This is a genomic window from Altererythrobacter sp. C41 (assembly GCF_016803135.1).
In the GTDB taxonomy this organism is placed as follows: Bacteria; Pseudomonadota; Alphaproteobacteria; order Sphingomonadales; family Sphingomonadaceae; genus Pelagerythrobacter.
The window spans coordinates 217,738-235,022 of record NZ_JAEVFE010000001.1 but is presented as its reverse complement, the minus strand read 5'-3'; the positions used below and the strand labels follow the sequence as shown (position 1 = coordinate 235,022).

The 17,285-nt window shown below is 65.7% G+C and carries 17 protein-coding genes and 1 tRNA gene; 8 read left to right on the top strand and 10 right to left on the bottom strand.

The annotated features are described in order from the left end of the window. From pdhA to JNO53_RS01045, 3 genes are all read right to left on the bottom strand, one after another. Nucleotides 1–1,092: a pyruvate dehydrogenase (acetyl-transferring) E1 component subunit alpha gene (pdhA, locus tag JNO53_RS01055; RefSeq protein ID WP_203106939.1), complete on the bottom strand. Its 1,092-nt coding sequence runs from the start codon at nucleotides 1,090–1,092 to the stop codon at nucleotides 1–3. 151 nt (nucleotides 1,093–1,243) lie between these two features. Further along, nucleotides 1,244–1,567, bottom strand: coding sequence for an FtsB family cell division protein (locus JNO53_RS01050; RefSeq protein ID WP_338015268.1), 324 nt, complete (start codon nucleotides 1,565–1,567; stop codon nucleotides 1,244–1,246). Between the two features lie 32 nt (nucleotides 1,568–1,599). Further along, nucleotides 1,600–1,755 (bottom strand): hypothetical protein, encoded by a 156-nt coding sequence (locus tag JNO53_RS01045; protein WP_203106938.1) that lies wholly within the window; start codon nucleotides 1,753–1,755, stop codon nucleotides 1,600–1,602. On the opposite strand from JNO53_RS01045, the gene hppD reads away from it, so the two are divergent. The 3 genes from hppD (at nucleotide 1,754) to JNO53_RS01030 (ending at nucleotide 3,610) form a co-directional block, all read left to right on the top strand. Then, nucleotides 1,754–2,854, top strand: coding sequence for a 4-hydroxyphenylpyruvate dioxygenase (gene hppD, locus JNO53_RS01040; RefSeq protein WP_203106937.1), 1,101 nt, complete (start codon nucleotides 1,754–1,756; stop codon nucleotides 2,852–2,854). The two genes, JNO53_RS01045 and hppD, sit on opposite strands and share 2 nt — an antisense overlap. Before the next feature lie 24 nt (nucleotides 2,855–2,878). Then, nucleotides 2,879–3,445, top strand: coding sequence for a VOC family protein (locus tag JNO53_RS01035; protein ID WP_203106935.1), 567 nt, complete (start codon nucleotides 2,879–2,881; stop codon nucleotides 3,443–3,445). An 88-nt stretch (nucleotides 3,446–3,533) separates the two neighbouring features. Further along, nucleotides 3,534–3,610, top strand: a tRNA-Arg gene (locus tag JNO53_RS01030). A 17-nt stretch (nucleotides 3,611–3,627) separates the two neighbouring features. Here the strand turns inward: JNO53_RS01030 and JNO53_RS01025 are convergent. The 4 genes from JNO53_RS01025 to grxC all read right to left on the bottom strand — a co-directional run bounded on the left by JNO53_RS01025 (nucleotide 3,628) and on the right by grxC (nucleotide 7,844). Next, nucleotides 3,628–6,138 carry an EAL domain-containing protein gene (locus JNO53_RS01025; protein WP_203106934.1) on the bottom strand — a complete coding sequence of 837 codons (2,511 nt, stop codon included), beginning with the start codon at nucleotides 6,136–6,138 and terminating at the stop codon, nucleotides 3,628–3,630. Between the two features lie 158 nt (nucleotides 6,139–6,296). Beyond that, nucleotides 6,297–6,758 (bottom strand): DUF1178 family protein, encoded by a 462-nt coding sequence (locus tag JNO53_RS01020; RefSeq protein ID WP_203106932.1) that lies wholly within the window; start codon nucleotides 6,756–6,758, stop codon nucleotides 6,297–6,299. A 10-nt stretch (nucleotides 6,759–6,768) separates the two neighbouring features. Continuing rightward, nucleotides 6,769–7,584 carry a carbon-nitrogen hydrolase family protein gene (locus JNO53_RS01015; RefSeq protein WP_203106931.1) on the bottom strand — a complete coding sequence of 272 codons (816 nt, stop codon included), beginning with the start codon at nucleotides 7,582–7,584 and terminating at the stop codon, nucleotides 6,769–6,771. Beyond that, nucleotides 7,581–7,844, bottom strand: a complete 264-nt coding sequence (gene grxC, locus JNO53_RS01010; protein ID WP_203106930.1) for a glutaredoxin 3 — start codon at nucleotides 7,842–7,844, stop codon at nucleotides 7,581–7,583. The genes JNO53_RS01015 and grxC overlap by 4 nt, the downstream gene beginning before the upstream one ends. Before the next feature lie 172 nt (nucleotides 7,845–8,016). Between grxC and JNO53_RS01005 the strand changes: the two genes are divergently transcribed. After that, nucleotides 8,017–8,493: an Hsp20 family protein gene (locus tag JNO53_RS01005; RefSeq protein WP_203106929.1), complete on the top strand. Its 477-nt coding sequence runs from the start codon at nucleotides 8,017–8,019 to the stop codon at nucleotides 8,491–8,493. 365 nt (nucleotides 8,494–8,858) lie between these two features. Here the strand turns inward: JNO53_RS01005 and JNO53_RS01000 are convergent, their stop codons facing one another. The 3 genes from JNO53_RS01000 to tpiA form a co-directional block, all read right to left on the bottom strand. Further along, the gene (locus JNO53_RS01000) at nucleotides 8,859–10,493 is read right to left on the bottom strand and encodes a CTP synthase (protein WP_203106928.1); all 1,635 of its coding nucleotides are present in this window, start codon (nucleotides 10,491–10,493) and stop codon (nucleotides 8,859–8,861) included. An 88-nt stretch (nucleotides 10,494–10,581) separates the two neighbouring features. Beyond that, nucleotides 10,582–10,956: a preprotein translocase subunit SecG gene (gene secG / locus JNO53_RS00995; protein WP_203106927.1), complete on the bottom strand. Its 375-nt coding sequence runs from the start codon at nucleotides 10,954–10,956 to the stop codon at nucleotides 10,582–10,584. 78 nt (nucleotides 10,957–11,034) lie between these two features. Then, nucleotides 11,035–11,799, bottom strand: coding sequence for a triose-phosphate isomerase (gene tpiA / locus JNO53_RS00990; RefSeq protein ID WP_203106926.1), 765 nt, complete (start codon nucleotides 11,797–11,799; stop codon nucleotides 11,035–11,037). Between the two features lie 199 nt (nucleotides 11,800–11,998). On the opposite strand from tpiA, the gene JNO53_RS00985 reads away from it, so the two are divergent. From JNO53_RS00985 to pip, 4 genes are read left to right on the top strand one after another with little or no spacing between them, the layout of a single operon-like run. Further along, nucleotides 11,999–13,933, top strand: a complete 1,935-nt coding sequence (locus JNO53_RS00985) for a peptidylprolyl isomerase (protein ID WP_203106925.1) — start codon at nucleotides 11,999–12,001, stop codon at nucleotides 13,931–13,933. After that, entirely contained in the window at nucleotides 13,930–15,459 is a 1,530-nt protein-coding gene (gene trpE / locus JNO53_RS00980; protein WP_443111153.1) for an anthranilate synthase component I, read from the top strand. Before JNO53_RS00985 ends, trpE begins: the two co-directional genes overlap by 4 nt. Further along, a complete protein-coding gene (locus JNO53_RS00975; RefSeq protein ID WP_338015267.1) occupies nucleotides 15,456–16,298 on the top strand; it encodes a phosphodiester glycosidase family protein in 843 nt (280 codons plus the stop codon). The genes trpE and JNO53_RS00975 overlap by 4 nt, the downstream gene beginning before the upstream one ends. After that, nucleotides 16,295–17,263, top strand: coding sequence for a prolyl aminopeptidase (gene pip / locus JNO53_RS00970; protein ID WP_203106923.1), 969 nt, complete (start codon nucleotides 16,295–16,297; stop codon nucleotides 17,261–17,263). Before JNO53_RS00975 ends, pip begins: the two co-directional genes overlap by 4 nt. Nucleotides 17,264–17,285: the final 22 nt, after the last annotated feature.

The window sequence follows — 17,285 nt, the reverse complement described above, 5'->3', positions numbered from 1 at the left end:
TCAGTACTCCTCCACCAGCACGTCGGTGTAGAGTTCGCTCGCCTCCGGCTCGGGAGAGTTTTCCGAGAAATCAGCCGCTTCTGACACGATCTTGCGAATCTCCTTGTCGATCGCCTTCAGGTCGTCCTCGCTCTTGCCCTTGTCGACGAGCACTTTCTTCAGGCCCTCGATCGGATCCTTGTGCTCGCGCACGTCCTGTACTTCCTCGCGCGTGCGGTACTTCGCCGGGTCGGACATCGAGTGGCCGCGATAGCGATAGGTGTTGAGCTCCATCAGCACCGGCCCGTTGCCTTCGCGCACATGCTTGAACGCGACTTCCGCCGCGGCGCGCACCTCGAGCACGTCCATGCCGTTCACGTCCATGCCGGGAATGCGGAACGCGGTGCCGCGGCGATAGAATTCGGTCTCGGCGCTCGACCGCACGGTGCTGGTGCCCATGGCGTACTGGTTGTTTTCGATCACGAACACGATCGGCAGCTTCCACAGCGAGGCCATGTTGAAGGTCTCGTAGACCTGCCCCTGGTTCGCCGCGCCGTCGCCGAAATAGGCGAGGCACAGGCCGCCGTCCTCGTTGTACTTGTGCGCGAGCGCAAGCCCGCCGCCCAGCGCGACCTGCGCGCCGACGATGCCGTGCCCGCCGTAGAACTTATGCTCGGTGCTGAACATGTGCATCGAGCCGCCCTTGCCTTTGGAGATGCCGGCCTGGCGCCCTGTCAGCTCGGCCATGATGACCTTCGGATCGATGCCGTAAGCCAGCATGTGGCCGTGATCGCGGTAGCCGGTGATCACGCTGTCCTTGTCGTTGTCGAGCGCGCTCTGGAGACCGATCGCAACCGCTTCCTGCCCGATATAGAGGTGGCAGAAGCCGCCGATCAGGCCCAGGCCGTAGAGCTGCCCCGCTCTCTCCTCGAACCGGCGGATGAGCAGCATCTGCCGGTAGAATTCCATCATCTCGTCTTCCGAGGCGTCGTAGGTCTTCGCCTTCTCGAAAGCTTCCTGCAGACTGTGCAGCGCGAAATCGGAATTGTCTGACGGGCCGCCCTGCTGCTGGCTTTTCGCGGGCGTCTTGCGGGTCTTGGCGGTTCTGGCCAATTCTCTTTCCTCGGTTGTGGCGATCACCTGGGGAGGTGCGCCGCATCGCGCGGCATGCCGCGCCTATAGGCGCAAGCGGCGCGCAGGTGCAACGCCCCGGACTGCAGATGAATACGAAATTCCCGGCGGCGCGGAGAGTGCCCGCAGAGGCCTACTCGCCTTCGGGCTCCAGGATCAGGACGACCTCGTCCGGATGCACCACGTTGAAGTTCCGGCGCAACTGCTCGCCCACGAGGTCGGGATCGGCGTGGGCCGGATCCAGCAGCCTGACCCGGTTGCGGAGCGCGTCGCGCTCTTCCGTCAGCTTCGCGATGCGCGCTTGGTGCTTGCCCAGCAACTGCTCGTTCTCGCCCCAGGCAAGCAATCCGCTCGGCCCCGCGATGGCCAGGCCCATGAGCAGCAGGAGAAGCGCCAGGGCCAGCCCTTGCGTCAATTGCTCCTTCGGCAAAGTGATCTTGTGCCCTGCTCTCGTCACGAGAGCGACAGAATCACAGTTAATGCCGCGATTCAAGCGGTTTGTCCGCGATCATCACCCATTTGCGACGATCCGATGCTTTCGCGCGAGCCCCACAGCGCCTCCTGCGCGTTATCCGACATGTCCTCCCCTTGCGGAATCGGATCGAATTGGTTACACTTGAAACCAATAGAGGAGACCACGTTCATGCCCGACCTGTTCGAAAACCCCGCCGGCCTCGATGGCTTCGAGTTCGTGGAATTCTGCGCGCCGGAAAAGGGCGTTCTCGAACCGGTGTTCGAAGCCATGGGTTTCACCCACGTGGCCACCCACCGCAGCAAGGACGTGCACCTCTGGCGCCAGGGCGGGATCAACCTGGTCACCAATTACGAGCCCAGAAGCGCGGCCTGGTATTTCGCCCGCGAGCATGGCGCCTCAGCCTGCGGCATGGCCTTCCGCGTGAGGGACGCTGCCAAAGCCTGGCAGCACCTGATGGACAAGGGCGCCGAGCCGGTTCACGTCGAAACCGGCCCGATGGAACTGCGCCTGCCTGCGATCCGCGGGATCGGCGGCGCGATTCTCTATCTCGTCGATCGTTATGAGAGCGAGGAAGGCGATGGCCTGTCGATCTACGACATCGACTTCGAATACCTGCCAGGCGTCGAGAAGCACCCGGTTGGTGCCGGCTTCAAGCTGATCGATCACCTGACGCACAACGTCTACGGCGGACGCATGAAGTACTGGGCGGACTACTACGAGACGCTCTTCAACTTCCAGGAAATCCGCTACTTCGACATCAAGGGCGAATATACCGGCCTGACCTCGAAGGCGCTGACCGCGCCCGACGGCAAGATCCGCATCCCGCTCAACGAGGAAGGCGAAGGCGGCAAGGGTCAGATCGAGGAGTATCTGCGCGAGTTCAACGGCGAAGGCATCCAGCACATCGCACTCATCTGCGACGACCTCGTCGCATGCTGGGACAAGCTCAAGCAGCTCGGCGTGCCCTTCATGACCGCGCCGCCCGCCACGTACTACGAAATGCTCGACGAGCGCCTGCCCGGCCACGGCGAGGACGCCGAGGCGCTGAAGGCTCGTGGCATCCTCCTCGACGGCACGACCGAAGGCGGCCGTCCGCGTCTGCTCCTGCAGATTTTCGCGGAGGCGCAGGTCGGCCCGGTGTTCTTCGAATTCATCCAGCGCAAGGGCGACGAAGGCTTCGGCGAAGGCAACTTCAAGGCGCTGTTCGAATCGATGGAGCGCGACCAGATCAAGCGCGGCGCACTCAAGGTCGAGGAACCCGCGGAGTAGAGAAGTCAGGTTGAGAGGTCAGCGATGAGCAAACACCCGATCAAGCTCGGCGGAGTCCATCACGCCGCCTATCGTTGCAAAGACGCGAAAGAGACGGTCGAATGGTACGAGAAGGTACTCGGCATGGAATATGTCAGTGCCTTCTCCGAAGACCATGTGCCATCGACCGGCGAATACGATCCTTACATGCACGTGTTCCTCGACGCGGGTAACGGCAACGTCCTCGCATTCTTCGAACTGCCCCAGCAGAAGGACATGGGCCGCGACGAGAACACGCCGGCCTGGGTCCAGCACCTGGCGTTCAAGGTCGGCTCGGAAGAGGAACTGCTCGCGGCCAAGGACCATATCGAAGGCCTCGGCATCGACGTGCTCGGCCCGACGCATCACGGCATCTTCAAGTCGATCTATTTCTTCGATCCCAATGGCCACCGCGTGGAGCTCGCCGCCGACATCGGCACCGACGAGCAATATGCCGAACTCAAGCGGGTCGCGATGCCGATGCTCGAGGAATGGTCGCAAACCAAGAAGGCCCCTCGCCACGCCGACTGGCTGCACGAAATCGCCCGCGCCGAACACGCCGCGAAAGGCTGATGTGCGGCGCTGGCCTCGCTCACGTCACCGGCCAGCCTCCGCGTAGTTCTTGCAGCACTGCGCGCGCGACCCTAAAGCGCGCTGCGGGGCGCCCGTAGCTCAGTTGGATAGAGCACCAGATTCCTAATCTGGGGGCCACAGGTTCGAATCCTGTCGGGCGCACCACGCCGCGATCAAGCAGCTCACATGCTCGGAAAGCCTGCGGTCCGGCGAGTGTCGACAAGTGCGGGCACACGGTCTGCCGCGATCGCACGGCCGAAGTAGTAGCCCTGACCCAGCGAACATCCCTGCTCGAGCAGGATGCGCCTTTGCTGTTCGGTTTCGATGCCTTCCGCGACCACCGATAGGCGCAGGCTTCGCGCCAGTGCGGCGATAGCCGCGACGATCGCGCGCATGTCGGGATCGGTCGCCACCTTCTCCACGAACGAGCGATCGATCTTAACCAGGTCGACCGGGAAATCCCGCAAGTGCGAGAGCGAGGAATAGCCGGTGCCGAAGTCGTCGAGCGCGATGTGCGCGCCGGCGCGGCTGAGCACCTCGAGAGCGCGGCCGACGAAGCCCGCGCACCGGTCCAGAAAGACGTGCTCGGTCACTTCGACCTCGATGAGCGCAGGAGGAACGTCATGTTCCCGCAATCGCCCCAGCAACCGCTCAGCGAAGTCGTCGCGGAGAAATTCCGCGGGCGCCGCATTGACGGCGATGCGGCCGACGCGGAGGCCCTGCCCCAGCCATTCGCGCAAATCGGCGAATACCCGCCGCTGCACGAGTTCGCCGATCTTCGACGCCAGCTCGTAGTCGCGGAAGGCTTCGGATACGGAATCGGGCGGCTGCAGCCCTCGCCCTTCGTGATGCCATCGAAGCAGCGCTTCGAAGCCCACGATCCGGCCGGTGCACAGATCCACCTTCGGCTGATAGTGCGGGTCGACCGTGCGGTCCGAGACGGCGGATCGCGCGAGATCGAGCTGAGTGGCGACGACGAGTGCCTGCTCCAGCATCTCCCGGCGGAACATCCCGGTCCCGCCCCGACCGCTGCCCTTGAGAGCGTAGAGCGCAACGTCGGCGTGCTTGAACAGCTCGTTCGCGCTTTCCGCATCCACCGGAAATACCGCTCCACCGATGCTCACGTCGACGTTGATCGTTCGTCCGTCGATCCGAAACGGGCGTCGCAAGTGCTTGCGGATTTCGTTGCCCAGCGCGGCGAGGTCGGTACTTCCGCGGCAATGCTCGACCAGGATCGCGAACTCGTCGCCCCCGAGACGCGCTGCAAGATCGGTATGCCGCAGGCATTTGCCGAGCCGATCGCCGATCTCCTGCAGCAGTTCATCGCCGGCCGCGTGACCCGCGCTGTCGTTGACGTGCTTGAAGTGGTCGAGGTCGAGCAGAAGCAACCCGACCGTGCCGCGGTTATGCATCGCGCGGATCGTGGCCGCCTGCAGGCGCGCATCGAATGCGCGGCGATTGGGCAATCCGGTCAGCGCGTCGTGCTCGCTCGCCCATTTCAGGCGTTCGTTGATCTCGCGCTGCTGGGTGATGTCCTCGGCAACGACGATCGAGCTTTCGATCTCGCCGGCCGGCGCGCAGACGAACGATACGCTGACGCGGCACCAGACAATCGTTCCGTCCGGACGGACGTAGCGCTTCTCGATCTGGAAGGCCTCGCCGTCCTTGCGCTGCTTGCCGAGGAAGGCGTTGTTCCACGCCAGATCGTCGGGGTGCGTGAAGTCCATGACGTCGACCCCAAGCACCTCGTTCTCGCCGCGGCCTAGGATTTCGCAAAAGCGCGCGTTGACCAGCCGCGCGCGCCCGTCCGGGCCGCTCTCGAGAATGCCGACCAATGCCTGCGAGAAGATGTTGGCAAGCTGAGCGGTGCGGCGCCGGATCGCGTTGTTGGCCCGGTTCTGCTGTGAAACGTCCCGCATCGCGACGATCATGCGGAGAGGCTTTCCGCGGGCATCGCACTGCACCACGCCGGTCTGCCGCACGTCGGCATAAGTCCCGTCGGCTTTGCGGAGCCGCATTTCGCACACGAAGCGCTCGCCGGTTTTCAAGCATCGCCGGATTTCGGCTAGAACCTCTGACCGGTCTGCCGGATGCACCCGCTCAGCGCACCATCGGCGCGACCGGACGACACCATCGCCGAAACCGAAGTCCGACTGGAGCGATTCCCAGAGCACGACCTGACCGGTCTCCAGATTCCAGTCCAGGACCAGATCGGTGGCGGCCGAAGCGGCAAGCCGGTACCGTTCCTCGGCACGGCGCAATTCCTCCTCGGCCTTCTTGCGATCGTCGATGCGACGGAACCAGACCGCAAGCCCTCCCTCTGCAAGCGGAGCGACGGCGATCTCGTACCAACCGCCGAGTGGGCCATAGTAAGCCTCGAGGCGGGCCTCGCGCCGCGTCGCCATTGCCGCGCGGTATTGCCGTTCGACTTCGGTTCCGAGCAGCTCCGGAAATTCCGCCCACAACGATTTGCGCAGGAGCGACCCGCCCGCGGCGATTTCGTCGCAGGCCGGCTTGTTCAGGTAAGTGAATCGCCAGTTCGCATCCACGGCGAAGACGCACGCTGTCGCGAAGTCGAGGATCGTGCTCGCAGGGTGCGTCGGCGAGAGTTCTTCGAGAGCCGAGACATCGTGCCGGTCCCCATATGGCGCAACTCCGCGGCGAGGCGCCGCAATTGCCTTCGATGCTGCCACCAAGTGGTTCCTATGAGACGAGTCTTGTGGGCGTAACGAATCGCATCCTGCCCGGAGTCAGGCGCATTCTACCGTGCGCTAGGTCGCTACCGGTTAACGCACTGTAAAAAAGGCGCGGCCGCCGCCCTTCATGGTCCGCCGCCGCATATCCGGAGCCGTCAGTTGAGCTCGTCGGGTTCGGGTATCGGAAACGGCAGGGGGGCGAGCGAGATGCCCTCGTCCAGCAATTCCTTCGCTTCCTTGAGCGTCGCCTTGCCGTGGATCGCCTCGAGATCCTTCTCGCCATAATGCATCGCGCGCGATTCCTCGGCGAAACCGTCGCCCACCCAGCGGCTGTTTTCGAGTGCTTTCGCCTGGGCCTTGGCAAGCGCTTCCATCGCCTTTCGCACCTCGGGGGGAATCTTGCCGCCGCTCACCGGCTTCTTCGGCTCGCTTGCCGCAGGCCGCTGATTGCCCTTGGCCCCGACGGCGGGCGCCATCGGCGCCTTGACGACTTCGGCCGAACCGCACTGCGGGCAGGTCACGAGCCGGCGCGCCTGCTGGCCGGCGAAATCGTCGGACGAGCCGAACCAGCCTTCGAAACGGTGGCCTGCAGCGCAGGAAAGGTCGAATACGATCATGGCGGGCGCGCTAGTCGGGCATCTGGCGCCGATTGGCAAGGCTCGGAACCTGCCGGCGGACCTCCGCGATGCGCGCCGCCTCGATCTCGGCGAAACCCAGCCCGGGCGCTTCGCCGCCCATGTCGAGCAGGACTTCCCCCCAGGGATCGATCACGAGGCTGTGCCCGTAGGTTCGCCGGCCGTCCTCGTGAGTGCCGACCTGCGCCGCAGCGATCACGTAGGCGCTCGCCTCGATCGCCCGCGCCCGCTGAAGCACGTGCCAGTGCGCCTCGCCCGTCGGCACGGTGAAGGCGGCGGGAATGGCAATCGCGTCGCACCGGCGGTTGCCGAGCGCCTCGAACAGCGCAGGGAAACGCAGATCGTAGCAGATCGAGAGGCCCAGGCGGCCAAGCGGCGTTTCGGCCGTCACGATCTCCTCGCCCGGACGATAGGCATTCGATTCGCGCCAGCTTTCGCCGCTTGCGAGGTCGACGTCGAACATGTGCATCTTGTCGTAGCGTGCGGCGATGTTCCCGCCGGAATCGATCAGATAACTGCGGTTCGCCCACTTGCCGTCGCCGAGATCGATCGCGAGCGAGCCGAGAGCGATCCACAGCGCTTCCCGCGCGGCCGACTCCCGCACGGCGTTCAGCACGCGGTCGCCGGCTTCCCGCGCCACGTTCTGCGCCGCGCGAACGCGGTCGCGGTCGAGCAGGCCCGACATCTCGGGCGTGAACAGCATCGCCGCGCTCTCGCCCGCCGCACGTTTCGCAGCCTCCACGATCGCCGCGGCATTGCGCCCGGGATCGATACCCGACTGCATTTGGAGAAGCGCGATGCGCGTCATCCGCCGAGCAGCGCGTCCAGCTTGCCTTCGCGCTCGAGCGCGTGAAGCTCGTCCGATCCGCCGACGTGCGTCTCGCCGATGAATATCTGCGGCACCGTGCGGGCGCCGGGTGCGCGCCTCAGCATCTCGTCGCGCTTCGGACCGCCCAGGGTGATATCGTATTCGGTATAGTCGACATCTTTCTGATCGAGCAGGCGCTTGGCGCGAACGCAGTATCCGCATCCGAATTTCGTATAGATGTCGACCTTGGGCGTACTCATTGTAATTCCTCGATTATCCTGGACAAAAAGGACCTCTTGAACGGCGGATCGTGCTCCCTATCTGGTGAATCGAGGCGCATGCCGCAATGGATGCGTCCTTCACGAACCGCCGGGTGCCGCATGGCGCGGGCCCGACACGTGGTCAAATTGCTCTTTGGAGGATTTGTTTTCGATGAACCGCTTTGATTTTACCCCCTATCGCCGTTCCACCGTCGGCTTCGACCGCCTGTTCGACCTGCTCGAGCGCCAGGCGCGCACCAGCACCGGCGACAACTACCCGCCGTTCAATATCGAACGTCGCGGCGAAGACAGCTATCGCATCGTTCTCGCGGTTGCCGGCTTCCGCCCTGCTGACATCGATATCACGGCGCAGCAGAACCTCCTGATCGTTCAGGGCAAGAAGCGCGAGGAAACCGACGGTGAGAGCGAAATGCTCCATGTCGGTATCGCCAACCGCGGGTTCGAGCGCCGCTTCGAACTGGCCGATTACGTTCGCGTCGAGAATGCGCGGCTCGAAGACGGGCTGCTCACGATCGATCTCGTCCGCGAGGTTCCCGATGCGATGAAGCCGAAGAAGATCGCCGTGAACGGGCAGAAGACGCTCGAGGTCGTTCGCGAGGACGGCGACGACAAGGCCGACGCCGCCTAAGGCACACCATGACGGCCCGCCTTCGGAAACGGGGCGGGCCGTTCGATTCCTTACAGGTGGAGATGGAGGCGGGCCCGAAAGCCCGCCCCCGCGGCGCGGACGCCGCCTTGTACCGGAGCATGATCGTCCGGGTCGCAGAAGACGATCAACTCCGAGCCAAGCTCGATCGAATAGCTTGAGGCCCCTCGCGGGCGACTCGGGAAAAAAATCGCGCGTGCCCAAGGGCATCATGCGCCGAATTCATCAAAAGATAAAGCGCATGGGCAATCATCCACGCGCGGCTGTCCCGATTTGACGCGATTTATTGCGCCAGCACTGGCCTGCGTGCGAGATAATTTCGCAAGTTTGTCAACGATAATACGCGCTTAGACGAGACGCGACTGGTCCAGTGCGGCCGCTACGAAACCGGCGAACAGCGGGTGTGGATCGAACGGTTTCGATTTCAGTTCCGGATGGAACTGCACGCCGACGAACCAGGGATGGTCGGGCCGCTCGACGATCTCGGGCAGCAGACCGTCGGGCGACATGCCCGAAAAAATCAGCCCACCGCTCTCCAGCGCATCGCGATAGGCCGCGTTGACCTCGTAACGGTGACGATGGCGCTCCGAAATTTCCGTCACGCCGCCATAGATGCGCGAAACGTGGCTGTTGCCCGCGAGCTTGGCGTCGTAGGCGCCGAGCCGCATCGTTCCGCCGAGGTCGCCGCCCGCCTCGCGCTTCTGCAGCCCTTCCTCGCTCATCCATTCGGTGATGATGCCGACGACGGGCTCGTCGGTTTCGCCGAATTCGGTTGAGGAGGCGCGGGGATGACCGGCGCTGCGCGCACCTTCGATGCAGGCCATCTGCATGCCCAGGCAGATGCCCAGAAACGGAACCCCGCGCTCCCGCGCGAAGCGGACGCTGGCGATCTTCCCTTCCGACCCGCGCTCGCCGAACCCGCCAGGCACGAGAATGCCGTGCAGCGGCTCGAGCTTGGCGGCTAGCTCGGCGTCCTCGTTCTCGAACATCTCCGCATCGATCCAGCGGATGTTGACCCGGACCCGATTGGCCATACCGCCGTGGATGAGCGCCTCGTTGAGCGACTTGTAGGCGTCGGGCAGGCCGACGTACTTGCCGACCACCCCGATCGTCACTTCGCCTTCGGGATGCTCGTAACGATCGAGAATGTCGTCCCAGATCGAAAGATCGGGCGCCGGTGCATCCTCGATCCCGAAGCCGCGCAGCACCTGGGTGTCGAGCCCTTCGCGGTGATACTGCAGCGGCACCGCATAGATGGACGACGCGTCGAGCGCGGGAATGACCGCTTCGGGGCGCACGTTGCAGAACTGCGCTATCTTGCGGCGATCGCTGTCGGGCAACGGATGCTCGCAGCGGCACAGCAGAAGATCGGGCTTGATTCCCAGGCTGGCCAGCTCACGCACGGAGTGCTGCGTCGGCTTGGTCTTCAGCTCGCCCGCCGCGGCGATGTAGGGCACGAGCGTGACGTGGACGCTCAACGTCCGGTCCGGCTCGAGCTCGTTTCTAAGCTGGCGGATCGCTTCCATGAAGGGCAGCGATTCGATGTCGCCGACGGTGCCGCCGATCTCACACAGGATGAAGTCGTGATCGTCCTGATCTGCGAGCGCGAATTCCTTGATCGCGTCGGTGACGTGCGGGATGACCTGCACGGTCGCGCCGAGATAGTCGCCCCGGCGTTCGCGGGCGATGATCTGCTGATAGATCCGGCCCGAGGTGACGTTGTCGCTCTGGCGCGCGGAAACGCCCGTGAAGCGCTCGTAGTGGCCGAGATCGAGATCGGTCTCCGCCCCGTCGTCGGTGACGTAGACCTCGCCGTGCTGATAGGGGCTCATCGTCCCCGGATCGACGTTGAGGTAGGGGTCGAACTTGCGAATGCGGACCTTGAAGCCGCGTGCCTGCAGCAGCGCGCCGAGGCTCGCCGCCATGAGACCTTTGCCGAGCGAAGAAACCACGCCGCCGGTGATGAAGATGTACCGCGCCATGGGAGTCGGGCCTTAAGCGTGAGGTATGAGTCGGGGCAAGCGGAATGGTGCGGGCAAGCGCCCGCAATCCACAATTGCCGGGGTGATGTTACTCGGTGACGTCGGCGAGCGGGTCGTCGCCTGTCGGAGCAACCGGCTGCGTCGCGGGTGCCGCAGGCGCCGGCGCACCGCCGGCTGCCGGTGCGAGCGGATCGGTCGAACGATCGAGCGTCGAGGTGATGCTGTCCTGCCCGCTCGTCTCGGCCGCGATCGCCGCAAGCGCGATCGAGAGGACGACGAACACGACCGCCAGCCACTTGGTCGCGCGCGTGAGGAAGTCGGCCGCGCCGCGGGCGCTCATCAGCCCGGTGGGGCTGCCGCCGATGCCGAGACCGCCGCCCTCGGAGCGCTGCATCAGCACGACGCCGACCAGCGCCGCGGCGACGATCGCCTGGAGCACGAAAAGGAAAATGAAGAGGGACATGCGTTCTATCTCGATCCGTTTGCCCGCGCATCTAGGGAATGCGCGGGCCAGGGGCAAGTCGTGCTTCGGATGCCGGGCCTATTGCTCATGCACTTCCGCGGCAGCGATGACGATGCCCATGAAGCTCTCCGCCGTCAGGCTCGCGCCCCCGACCAGCGCGCCGCCGACGTCATCGGCAGCGAGCAGTTCGCGCGCATTGTCCGCCTTGACCGAACCGCCGTACAGGATCCGCACCGACGCGCCGTCCGCCTCGCCGAAGAGTTCCACCAACAGCGCGCGGATCGCGCGGTGCATCGCGCCGATGTCCTCCACCGTGGGAGTGCGCCCGGTTCCGATCGCCCAGACCGGCTCGTACGCGACGGTCAGCATTTCACCGACACGCTCGAAATTCTCGGGCAGGGACGCCTTGAGTTGCGCGGTGACGAACGCGATCGCATTGCCTGCGTCGCGGACATCTTCGGTCTCGCCGCAGCACATGATCACGCGCAGCCCCGCCCCGAGCGCCGCTTCGGCCTTCGCGCGAACCAGCGCATCGTCCTCGCCGTGATTCTGCCGCCGCTCGCTATGTCCCAGAATCACGAACTTCGCGCCGGCGTCGGCGACCATCGTCGCGGAAACGTCGCCGGTATGCGCACCGTCGGCGGCGCAATGGCAGTCCTGCGCGCCGACGCCGATCTGCTCGACCTCCCGATGAGTCGCGTGCATCAGGGTGAAAGGGGGCGCGAGCGCCACCTCGACCTTCATCAGGTTCTGTGCCGCGCGGTCGATGGCACGCGCCTGGGCGAGCATCGCCCGCGTGCCGTTCATCTTCCAGTTTCCAACGATATAGGGCCGTTCGGCCATGACAAACCCGTCCTGTATCCCGAATGTAAGACGATTCCGATCGCCGCCTATATGGGGCGATATGCCCGGCCCGCCAGATGCTTCGCCTTGCAGGGCCAAAAGCGCTGCCGACCTGTTGCCGGGACGCCGCAGGCCGGATAAAGCGCTCGCCGTATAGCGCAACCCCAAATCGATCGCAGCTTCCGGAACCACTCACGACATGCTCCTATTCTTCCGCAACTTCTTCCAGTCGAAGTTTGGCGTTCCCATCACGCTGGCCTTTCTCGCGCTGATCGCGGTCGCCTTTGCGAGCAGCGATCTGGCCAGCACGGGCACGTTCGGCGGTGTCGCGGGCGGCGACAGGGTGGCGGTCGTCGGCGACCGGAAGATCGATTCGGCCGATCTGGTCAACAGCGCGAACGCGGCGCTCGATCAGGCGCGCCAGAGCAATCCCAACATGTCGATGGACGCCTTCATCGCACAGGGCGGGCTGGACGACGTGCTCGACCAGATGATCGACCGTGCGGCCATCGCCGAATACGCGCGCCTCCACGGCCTGCGCGCAGGCGAGAATCTGGTCAACAGCGAGATCATCGCAGTTCCGCAGTTCCGCGGGGCGAACGGCGAGTTCGACGCCAACGTCTTCCGCCAGTTGATCGGCGCCCAGGGCCTCTCCGAAGCCGCGTTCCGCACCGATCTGGCGCAAGGCCTGCTTGCGCAACAACTGCTCGTGCCCGTTGCGATCGGCGGCAAGGCTCCGGATAAGGTGGTCACGCACTATGCCGCGCTGCTGAAGGAGCGGCGCCGCGGCGCCATTGCGGTTCTCCCGGCGCAGGCGTTCGCGCCCACCGGCAACCCCAGCCAGTCCGCGCTCGAAGCCTATTACACCGAGAACCGCGGCGACTTCATCCGGCCTGAGCGGCGGGTGATCCGCTATGCGGTGTTCGGCGCCGACACTCTCGGTGGACAAGCCGAACCGACGGCCGCCGAAATTCGCGCGCGCTATGAGGAAGACCGTGCCCAGTATGCGGCAAGCGAGAATCGCCGCGTCACGCAGCTGATCGTGCCCACGCAGGAAGCCGCGAATGCGATCCGCCAGCGGGTGAGCGCGGGCGGTTCGCTGGAGACGGCAGCGCGCGAGGCCGGCTTCGACACCGCAACGGTGGGCCCGGTCTCACGCGAAGCCCTCGCAGCCCGGAGCTCGGCCGAAGTCGCCCGTGCCGCCTTCGCAGCCGGCCGCGGGGAAATCGCTGCGCCCGCCCGGAGTGGGCTCGGTTGGCATGTCGTGCGCGTCGACGAGATCGATGCGCGCGCGGCGCGCAGTCTTGAGCAGGTTCGCGGCGAAATTGCAGACGCCCTGCGGGTCGAGAAGCGCCAGACCGCCCTCGCCGATCTCGCGGCGAGCGTCGAAGAGCAGCTCGCGGACGGTGTTTCGCTCTCCGACGTGGCGGAAGATCTCGGCGCCGAACTGCAGACCACGCGTCCGCTGCTTGCGACCGGCGGCGTCTACGGCACGCCGAGCGAGACCGCGCCGGAGATCCTCGCCCCGGCGATCGAGACCGCATTCCAGATGTCCGAAGGCCAGCCGCAGGTTGCCGAAGTCGAACGCGGCCAGACATTCCTGATCTTCGAGGCGAGCGAGATCGTTCCTTCGGCTGCGGCGCCTTTGGCCGAAATCCGCGACGATGTGATCGCCGGCTGGCGGCTCGCGCAGGGCGCCAAGGCGGCGCGTGCCGCGGCCGACCGTGTCCTGCAGCGCGTCAAGGGCGGCGCCGCACTTTCCGCAGCGGTTGGCGAGGAAGAGCAGGATCTGCCGGGCGTCGAGCAGATCGACCTTACGCGCGAGCAGCTCGCGGCGATGCAGGGTCGCTTCCCGGCCCCGATCGCGCTGCTGTTCAGCATGGCCGAGGGCACCACGAAGAAGCTCGAGGCGCCCGACAGCAACGGCTGGTTCGTGGTCGATCTCGACGACATCGAGACCGGCGAAGTGAGCCGCAACGATCCCGTGTTCGCGCAGGCAAGTGCGGACCTGGGGGGCGCGATGGGCCGCGAATATGCCGATCAGCTGCGCCTCGCCCTGCGCAAGGAACTCGGAGTGGAGCGCAACGAGACGGCGATCGAGGCGATCCGCAAACAGCTCCTCGGGCAAAATTGAGGGGGCCGGCTCTGGCCGCCCCCGGCCTCTCGAACGCGGACCCGGCCCGCAGCGCGCTTGCCGCAGGGCAGCCTGCGCTGGTCTGGCGCAAGGTCGTTGCCGACACCGAAACACCGGTAGGCGCGGCGCTGAAGCTGATCGAGCCGGGCCGCGGCGATTTCCTGCTCGAATCGGTCGAGGGCGGCGAAGTGCGCGGGCGCTACAGCCTGCTCGGTCTCGATCCGGACCTGGTGTTCCGTGCCGAGGGGGACCGAGCTGAGATCAACCCGCGCTGGCGCGAAGATCGCGCCGCATTCGAACCCTGCGCGGAAGGCTCGCTCGCGGAGCTGCGCGCGCTCGTCGCCCGCTGCCGGATCGACGTGCCCGGCGCCCTGCCCCCCGCCCTCGCCTGCCTCGTCGGCTATTTCGGTTACGAGACGATCGGGCTGGTCGAGAAGCTGCCGCGCGCGCCGCAGAGCTCTGTCGCGTTGCCCGACATGCTCTTCGTGCGGCCCACGGTGCTGCTCGTGTTCGACCGGCTCGGCGACGAGCTGTTCTGCATCGCGCCGATCTGGGCCGACGCCGGCGAACCCGATCATGCGATCGAAGCCGCGGCGGAGCGGATCGACGATACCTTGCGGAAACTGGGCGGCCTCGTCGCTCCGGAAGATCGTGCCGCCGAGCTGCCCGAGATGGCGCTCACCCCCACGATGGCGGGCGAGGACTACGCGGCGATGGTCGCCCGGGCGAAAGGCTACATCGAGGCGGGCGACATCTTCCAGGTGGTGCTTGCCCAGCGCTTCACCTGCCCGTTCCCGCTGCCGCCTTTCGCGCTCTACCGCGCGCTGCGCCGGGTGAATCCGTCGCCGTTCCTCTATTTCCTCGACCTCCCGGGCTTCGCGGTCGTCGGGTCCAGCCCCGAAATCCTCGTCCGCGTCCGCGACGGGGAGGTAACGATCCGCCCGATCGCCGGCACCCGCCCGCGCGGCGCCACGGCGGAGGCCGATCGCGCGGCCGAGGCGAGCCTGCTCGCCGATCCCAAGGAACGCGCCGAACATCTCATGCTGCTCGACCTCGGCCGCAACGATGTCGGCCGGGTCGCGGCCAAGGGCACGGTCGAAGTCACCGACAGCTTCACCATCGAGCGCTACAGCCACGTAATGCACATCGTAAGTAATGTTGTGGGCCGTCTCGGTGTCGATAAGGACGCGTTGGACGCGCTCTTCGCAGGCTTCCCCGCAGGGACCGTCAGCGGCGCACCGAAGGTCCGCGCATGCGAGATCATCGCCGAGCTCGAGCCGGAAACGCGTGGGGCCTACGCAGGCGGCGTCGGTTATTTCGCCCCGGACGGATCGGTCGACAGCTGCATCGTCCTGCGCACCGGCGTAGTGAAGGACGGCGTGCTCCACGTCCAGGCCGGCGCGGGCATCGTCGCCGACAGCGACCCGGCCTACGAGCAGCGCGAATGCGAAGCCAAGGCCGGCGCCCTCCTCGCGGCCGCGCGAGAGGCAGCGCGGATCGCGCAGGAGCCCGAGTTCGGCCAGTGAAACGTCTGATCGCCCTCGCCGCGCTTCTTGCCCTCGCCGCGTGCGAAAAGCAGCCGGCAGGCGAACCCGTCATCCGCACGGAGATTGGCAGCGGAGTAGCCGAGAAGGCCGCAGCGCCCTCACCCACGACGCCGACGCCCACACCAAACGTTGCTTCCGCTTGCGAGAGCGCCACATTCGAAGGTGCAGCCTTCACGCATTGCGTCGCCGATCCAGGGAAGCACCGCGTCCTCACCGATCTCGGCCCCAAGGACGGCGCCCCTTACCGCAGCCTCGCCAAGCTTGCCGCCGCTCGCGGCGACAATGCACCGAAGGTCGCCTTCGCGATGAACGGCGGGATGTACGACGGCGAAGGCAAGCCGATCGGGTACTACGTCGAGAACGGCGATCGCCTTCAAGAGCTCAACCGCGCCGACGGACCGGGCAATTTCCATATGAAGCCGAACGGGGTGTTCTTCGGCACGGGCGGCAAGTGGCAGATCCGTACGGCGGACGACTTCTATGCCAACGTCGGCGACCGCCCCGACTTCGGCACCCAGAGCGGACCGATGCTGGTGATCGACGGCAAGCTGCACCCGGAAATCTCGGAGGATGGGCCTAGCAAGGCGATCCGCAACGGTGTCGGCATCGACGCGCAGGGCCGCGCGCATTTCGTCATTTCGCAAGGGCCGGTGAGTTTCGGCGTTATCGCGCGATACTTCCGCGATGTTCTCAAGACACCCGATGCACTGTTCCTCGACGGGAGCGTCAGCGCGCTGTGGGACCCCGCGACCGACCGCCTCGACAACCGGGCACCGATCGGGCCGATGATCGTAGTCGAGCACAAGGACAAGCCATGATCCGGATTGCATACGAGCGCACGCTCTACCCGCCCATCGAGCCGTACGAGACCGGAATGCTCGACGTGGGCGAAGGGCACACGCTCTACTGGGAGCGTATCGGCACGCGCGGCGCCAAGCCGGCGGTGTTTCTCCACGGCGGCCCGGGCTCCGGCTGCAGCGACACGCAGCGCCGCCAATGGGATCCGGAACTCTACGACGTCCTGCTGTTCGACCAGCGTGGTTGCGGCCGCTCGACACCGTTCGCGAGCCTGGAGAACAACACGACCTGGGATCTCGTCGCCGACATGGAACGGCTGCGCGAGATGTGCGGTCACGAGACCTGGCAAGTCTTCGGCGGGAGCTGGGGCTCGACGTTGGCGCTCTCCTACGCGCAGACGCACCCGGAGCGGGTCAGCGAACTCGTGCTGCGCGGCATCTTCCTGTCGAGCCAGGCGGAACTCGACTGGCTCTATACCTATGGCGCAAGCGAGCTCTATCCGGAAGCTTGGGCCGACTTCATCGGCCTCATCCCGGAGAGCGAACGGGACGACGTAGTCGAGGCCTATCACCGCCGTCTCACCAGCGACGATCATGCCACCAAGCTCGCTGCCGCAAAGGCCTGGAGCACGTGGGAAGGCATGACGGTGACACTGCTGCCCGATCCTGCGATGCTCGAGGAGTTCACCGAAGACGATCACGCAATCGCCATCGCGCGGATCGAGAACCACTATTTCCGCCACAAGTGCTGGCTTGAGGAAGGCCAGCTCCTTACTAACGCACATCGCCTGAAGGGCATTCCCGGCGTGATCGTGCAGGGGCGGCACGATTGCTGCACTCCGCCCGCCGCGGCCTGGGCTCTCAAGCAGGCGTGGCCCGAGGTCGATCTGCAGATCGTTCCTGACGGCGGGCACTTGTTCACCGAGCCGGGCATCACCGACGGCCTCGTCCGGGCCAGCGACCGGTTCGCGGGGAAGCAGGCCTAGGCTAGGCCGGTAGCTCTCGCCC